This is a genomic window from Galenea microaerophila, from assembly GCF_054657255.1.
In genome coordinates, this window is the sequence record NZ_BAAHWZ010000003.1 from 1 (window position 1) to 5,868 (window position 5,868).

Below are 5,868 nucleotides of genomic sequence, written 5' to 3' on the forward strand. Positions count from 1 at the left end.
CCAGCTGGGTTTTTGGAATAGATAAGCTTGGGGATGACCTACTCTCACATGGCACCTGCCACACTACCATCGGCGCTGAGACGTTTCACTTCTGAGTTCGGAATGGGATCAGGTGGTTCCATCTCGCTATGGTCCCCAAGCAATTGGGTTATGTACATTGTGTAAATGCTAAATGCACACTGCACTGAATTCGGAATAGATTCACTTTTAAGTCTTTTGTAAAGTTGTAACGTCAGGTCAATGTCCTTACAAGTTTTATTCAATCTTTAGAACTTGTCATCTTCTTTTAATCACTCAACCTTTGCTTAAGCATAGTGCTTAAGGTTACTTTTGAGTTGTATAGTTAAGCCTCACGAGTAATTAGTACCAGTTAGCTTCACCCATTACTGAGCTTCCACACCTGGCCTATCAACGTCCTAGTCTTGAACGGCTCTTCAGGAGACTTAAAGTCTCAGGGAGAACTAATCTTGGGGCAAGTTTCCCGCTTAGATGCTTTCAGCGGTTATCTCTTCCGAACTTAGCTACCCGGCAATGCCACTGGCGTGACAACCGGAACACCAGAGGTTCGTCCACTCCGGTCCTCTCGTACTAGGAGCAGCCCCCCTCAATTCTCCAACGCCCACGGCAGATAGGGACCGAACTGTCTCACGACGTTCTAAACCCAGCTCGCGTACCACTTTAAATGGCGAACAGCCATACCCTTGGGACCGACTTCAGCCCCAGGATGTGATGAGCCGACATCGAGGTGCCAAACACCGCCGTCGATATGAACTCTTGGGCGGTATCAGCCTGTTATCCCCGGAGTACCTTTTATCCGTTGAGCGATGGCCCTTCCACACAGAACCACCGGATCACTAGAACCTGCTTTCGCACCTGCTCGACGTGTCTGTCTCGCAGTCAAGCACCCTTCTACTCTTGCGCTCATTGCACGATGTCCGACCGTGCTGAGGGTACCTTCGCGCTCCTCCGTTACTCTTTGGGAGGAGACCGCCCCAGTCAAACTACCCACCATACACTGTCCCTGACCAGGATTCACTGATCTAGGTTAGAACCTCAACACGACCAGGGTGGTATTTCAAGGACGCCTCCGCCGAGACTGGCGTCTCGGTTTCTCAGGCTCCCACCTATCCTACACAGGTCGTGTCAAAGTCCAGTGCAAAGCTGTAGTAAAGGTTCACGGGGTCTTTCCGTCTAGCCGCGGGTACGCAGCATCTTAACTGCGAGTTCAATTTCGCTGAGTCTCGGGTGGAGACAGTGTGGCCATCATTACGCCATTCGTGCAGGTCGGAACTTACCCGACAAGGAATTTCGCTACCTTAGGACCGTTATAGTTACGGCCGCCGTTTACCGGGGCTTCGATCAGGAGCTTGCACCCCATCACTTAACCTTCCGGCACCGGGCAGGCGTCACACCCTATACTTCCTCTTTCGAGTTTGCAGAGTGCTGTGTTTTTAGTAAACAGTTGCAGCCACCTGGTCTCTGCAACCTAGTTCGGCTCCACCCGCAAGGGGCTTCACCTACTTTAGGCACACCTTCTCCCGAAGTTACGGTGTCATTTTGCCTAGTTCCTTCACCCGAGTTCTCTCAAGCGCCTTGGAATTCTCATCCTGACCACCTGTGTTGGTTTGGGGTACGGTTTCTATATACTTGAAGCTTAGAAGCTTTTCTTGGAAGCATGGCATCAATCACTTCGCCCATAATGGGCTCGTCATCACCTCTGAGGATTGATTCGCCGGATTTGCCTAGCGAATCTCCCTACTGGCTTGAACCTGGATAACCATCACCAGGATGATCTAGCCTTCTCCGTCCCTCCATCGCGGTATATAGAAGTACAGGAATATTAGCCTGTTTCCCATCGACTACGCCTTTCGGCCTCGCCTTAGGGGCCGACTAACCCTACGTCGATTAACGTTGCGTAGGAACCCTTGGTCTTTCGGCGAGGGAGCTTTTCACTCCCTTTATCGCTACTTATGTCAGCATTCGCACTTGTGATATCTCCAGTAAACCTTTCGATTTACCTTCGCAGACTTACACAACGCTCCTCTACCATGCCTTACGGCATCCGCAGCTTCGGTACACTACTTAGCCCCGTTAAATCTTCGGCGCAGGCCGACTCGATCAGTGAGCTATTACGCTTTCTTTAAAGGGTGGCTGCTTCTAAGCCAACCTCCTGACTGTCTAAGCCTTCCCACATCCTTTCCCACTGAGTAGTGTTTAGGGACCTTAGCTGGCGGTCTGGGTTGTTTCCCTCTTGACTACGGACGTTAGCACCCGCAGTCTGTCTCCCATGATTGCACTTGTTGGTATTCGGAGTTTGCCATGGGCTGCTAAGCCTTGACGGCCCGCTAGACCATAACAGTGCTCTACCCCCAACAGTGAGACATGAGGCACTACCTAAATAGTTTTCGAGGAGAACCAGCTATCTCCGAGCTTGATTAGCCTTTCACTCCGATCCACAGCTCATCCCCGCATTTTTCAACATACGTGGGTTCGGCCCTCCAGTTGGTGTTACCCAACCTTCAGCCTGGCCATGGATAGATCGCCCGGTTTCGGGTCTACTCCATGCTACTTGCGCCCAGTTAAGACTCGGTTTCCCTACGGCTCCCCTATTCGGTTAACCTCGCAACATAGAGTAAGTCGCTGACCCATTATACAAAAGGTACGCAGTCACCCCGAGGGGCTCCCACTGCTTGTACGTACACGGTTTCAGGTTCTATTTCACTCCCCTCCAGGGGTTCTTTTCGCCTTTCCCTCACGGTACTGGTTCACTATCGGTCGGTAGAGAGTATTTAGCCTTGGAGGGTGGTCCCCCCATCTTCAGACAGGATTTCTCGTGTCCCGTCCTACTCGTTTTCACCCATAATAAGTTTTCGTATACGGGACTATCACCCTGTATCGTTGGACTTTCCAGACCATTCTACTAACTTATTATCGGCTTAAGGGCTAGTCCCCGTTCGCTCGCCGCTACTTAGGGAATCTCGGTTGATTTCTTTTCCTCCGGGTACTTAGATGTTTCAGTTCTCCGGGTTTGCCTCCCACTAGGGGATAACCAGCTGGTGCTGGTTGGGTTTTCCCATTCGGAAATCCTCGGGTCATAGGTTGTTTGCCACCTTACCGAGGCTTATCGCAGGCTACCACGTCCTTCATCGCCTTCTACCGCCTAGGCATCCACCGTGTACGCTTAATCACTTAACTATACAACTCAAAAATAACCTTGCTTGCGCTTGGCTGGCATGACCTTTTGTGTTGAGCTTGCGCTCAATCATGCTTTGTTTTTTGAGGTTGCTGTGATTAAAAGTTTCGCTGACATGTTCTTACTTGATTGTTTTGAACTCTGTAAGATACATTGTTACCTATATCTTTACTGCATATCATCCGTTGGAGCAGATGATATGCAACTTTACATGCTTAAATATGTCGGTATTTAAGCACTTCACTCAGATGGTTGTCTCTGACGATTGTCTTTGATTTTCATCTGGGTGAATCTATTCCAAATTGTTAAAGAGCTTTTTGTTTTCAAAGCCTAAAGGCTTTGATCACTTTGCTTTCAGTCTTAATGAACTGAGAAGAGGAATTATAGCATTCACGCTTCTTGTTCTCAATAAGAACCGCTTATAGATTCTTTGCTTTGATACAAGAACTTATAAGCGGTTGTTATTGGTGGAGCTATGCGGGATCGAACCGCAGACCTCCTGCGTGCAAGGCAGGCGCTCTCCCAGCTGAGCTATAGCCCCATGGTGGGTCTGGGTGGATTTGAACCACCGACCTCACCCTTATCAGGGGTGCGCTCTAACCAACTGAGCTACAGACCCGGTTCTTTTCCTTCTACAACACTTTCGTGTCTTCGGTAATTCAGAGAGAATTTATGTGGAAGCTGCCTTAAGCTCGCTTTCTTTTTTATCTTAAAGGAGGTGATCCAGCCGCAGGTTCCCCTACGGCTACCTTGTTACGACTTCACCCCAGTCATGAACCACACCGTGGTGACCGGCCTCCCGAAGGTTAGCCTAGCCACTTCTGGTGCAGCCCACTCCCATGGTGTGACGGGCGGTGTGTACAAGGCCCGGGAACGTATTCACCGCGACATTCTGATTCGCGATTACTAGCGATTCCGACTTCATGGAGTCGAGTTGCAGACTCCAATCCGGACTACGAGAAGTTTTTTGAGATTTGCGCACTGTCGCCAGTTGGCTGCTCTTTGTACTTCCCATTGTAGCACGTGTGTAGCCCCTCCCATAAGGGCCATGATGACTTGACGTCGTCCCCGCCTTCCTCCGGTTTATCACCGGCAGTCTCATTAGAGTTCTCAACTAAATGGTAGCAACTAATGATAAGGGTTGCGCTCGTTGCGGGACTTAACCCAACATCTCACGACACGAGCTGACGACAGCCATGCAGCACCTGTCACTGCGTTCCCGAAGGCACAGCGCCATCTCTGGCGCCTTCGCAGGATGTCAAGGGAGGGTAAGGTTCTTCGCGTTGCATCGAATTAAACCACATGCTCCACCGCTTGTGCGGGCCCCCGTCAATTCCTTTGAGTTTTAATCTTGCGACCGTACTCCCCAGGCGGTCAACTTATCGCGTTAGCTTCGCTACTAACCCTTTTAATAGGGCCAACAGCTAGTTGACATCGTTTACGGCGTGGACTACCGGGGTATCTAATCCCGTTCGCTCCCCACGCTTTCGCACCTCAGCGTCAGTTTTAGTCCAGGAAGTCGCCTTCGCCACTGGTGTTCCTCCAGATATCTACGCATTTCACTGCTACACCTGGAATTCCACTTCCCTCTACTAAACTCTAGAATGCCAGTATCAGATGCAGTTCCCAGGTTGAGCCCGGGGATTTCACAACTGACTTAACATTCCGCCTACGCGCGCTTTACGCCCAGTAATTCCGAATAACGCTTGCACCCTCTGTATTACCGCGGCTGCTGGCACAGAGTTAGCCGGTGCTTCTTCTGTGGGTAACGTCAAAACGCTTGGGTATTAGCCAAGCGTCCTTCCTCCCCACTGAAAGTGCTTTACAACCCTCGGGCCTTCTTCACACACGCGGCATGGCTGCATCAGGCTTGCGCCCATTGTGCAATATTCCCCACTGCTGCCTCCCGTAGGAGTCTGGGCCGTGTCTCAGTCCCAGTGTGGCTGATCATCCTCTCAAACCAGCTATAGATCGTCGCCTTGGTGAGCCTTTACCTCACCAACTAGCTAATCTAACTTGGGCTCATCCTCTAGCGATAGCTTCCATGGAGTGGCCACCTTTAATCCGTAGATCATATTCGGTATTAGCGTACGTTTCCATACGTTATCCCCAACTAGAGGGCAGATTCCCAAGCTTTACTCACCCGTCCGCCACTCGACGCCTGGAGAAGCAAGCTTCTCCATCGTTTCCGTTCGACTTGCATGTGTTAGGCCTGCCGCCAGCGTTCATTCTGAGCCAGGATCAAACTCTTCAGTTTAATCTTGCAATATATTTAGTCTCCTTCTCAGGAGTTGGAATAAACTCTCGAAATTGACGAGATACATGTACGATACTTGCGTATCTTTACCTTGCATTTCGTCTGAGATTTATCTATCGAAAACTCACTTAAGGAGCTTCCACATAAATTATCTCTGAATTACCGTGTTGTTAAAGAACTGTGTCTGCTTCAATCACTTAAAGCGTTTACTTACGTTTGGCTTTAGGTGTTTGTCAATCAAATGAGCTGCGCATTATAAGCTGAATTCGTTTTTACTGTCAAATGTTTTTTGGAGGTTTTTTACTGCTTACTTCCGTTTTTTTCATTTGACAACGCTTCGCTTTTGCTTGGCTCGTCCTTCTTGAACGCGACTTTTTAGTACTGCGCCCTTGAAGGAGATGCGTATTATAGGGGCATT

General features: G+C 49.7%; 2 tRNA genes and 3 rRNA genes. All 5 read right to left on the reverse strand.

What is annotated here, in order from left to right:
• Positions 1 to 25: 25 nt before the first annotated feature.
• The 5 genes from rrf to ACYQ05_RS08235 all read right to left on the reverse strand — a co-directional run bounded on the left by rrf (position 26) and on the right by ACYQ05_RS08235 (position 5,450).
• Positions 26 to 140, reverse strand: a 5S ribosomal RNA gene (gene rrf / locus ACYQ05_RS08215).
• Positions 141 to 339: 199 nt separating this feature from the next.
• A 23S ribosomal RNA gene (locus ACYQ05_RS08220) occupies positions 340 to 3,195 on the reverse strand.
• A 463-nt stretch (positions 3,196 to 3,658) separates the two neighbouring features.
• Positions 3,659 to 3,734 (reverse strand) — tRNA-Ala (locus ACYQ05_RS08225).
• 1 nt (position 3,735) lies between these two features.
• Positions 3,736 to 3,812: transfer RNA gene (locus tag ACYQ05_RS08230), tRNA-Ile, on the reverse strand.
• Positions 3,813 to 3,904: 92 nt separating this feature from the next.
• Positions 3,905 to 5,450, reverse strand: a 16S ribosomal RNA gene (locus ACYQ05_RS08235).
• The 16S, 23S and 5S rRNA genes sit together here with 2 tRNA genes alongside, the layout of an rRNA operon.
• Between the last annotated feature and the right edge of the window lie 418 nt (positions 5,451 to 5,868).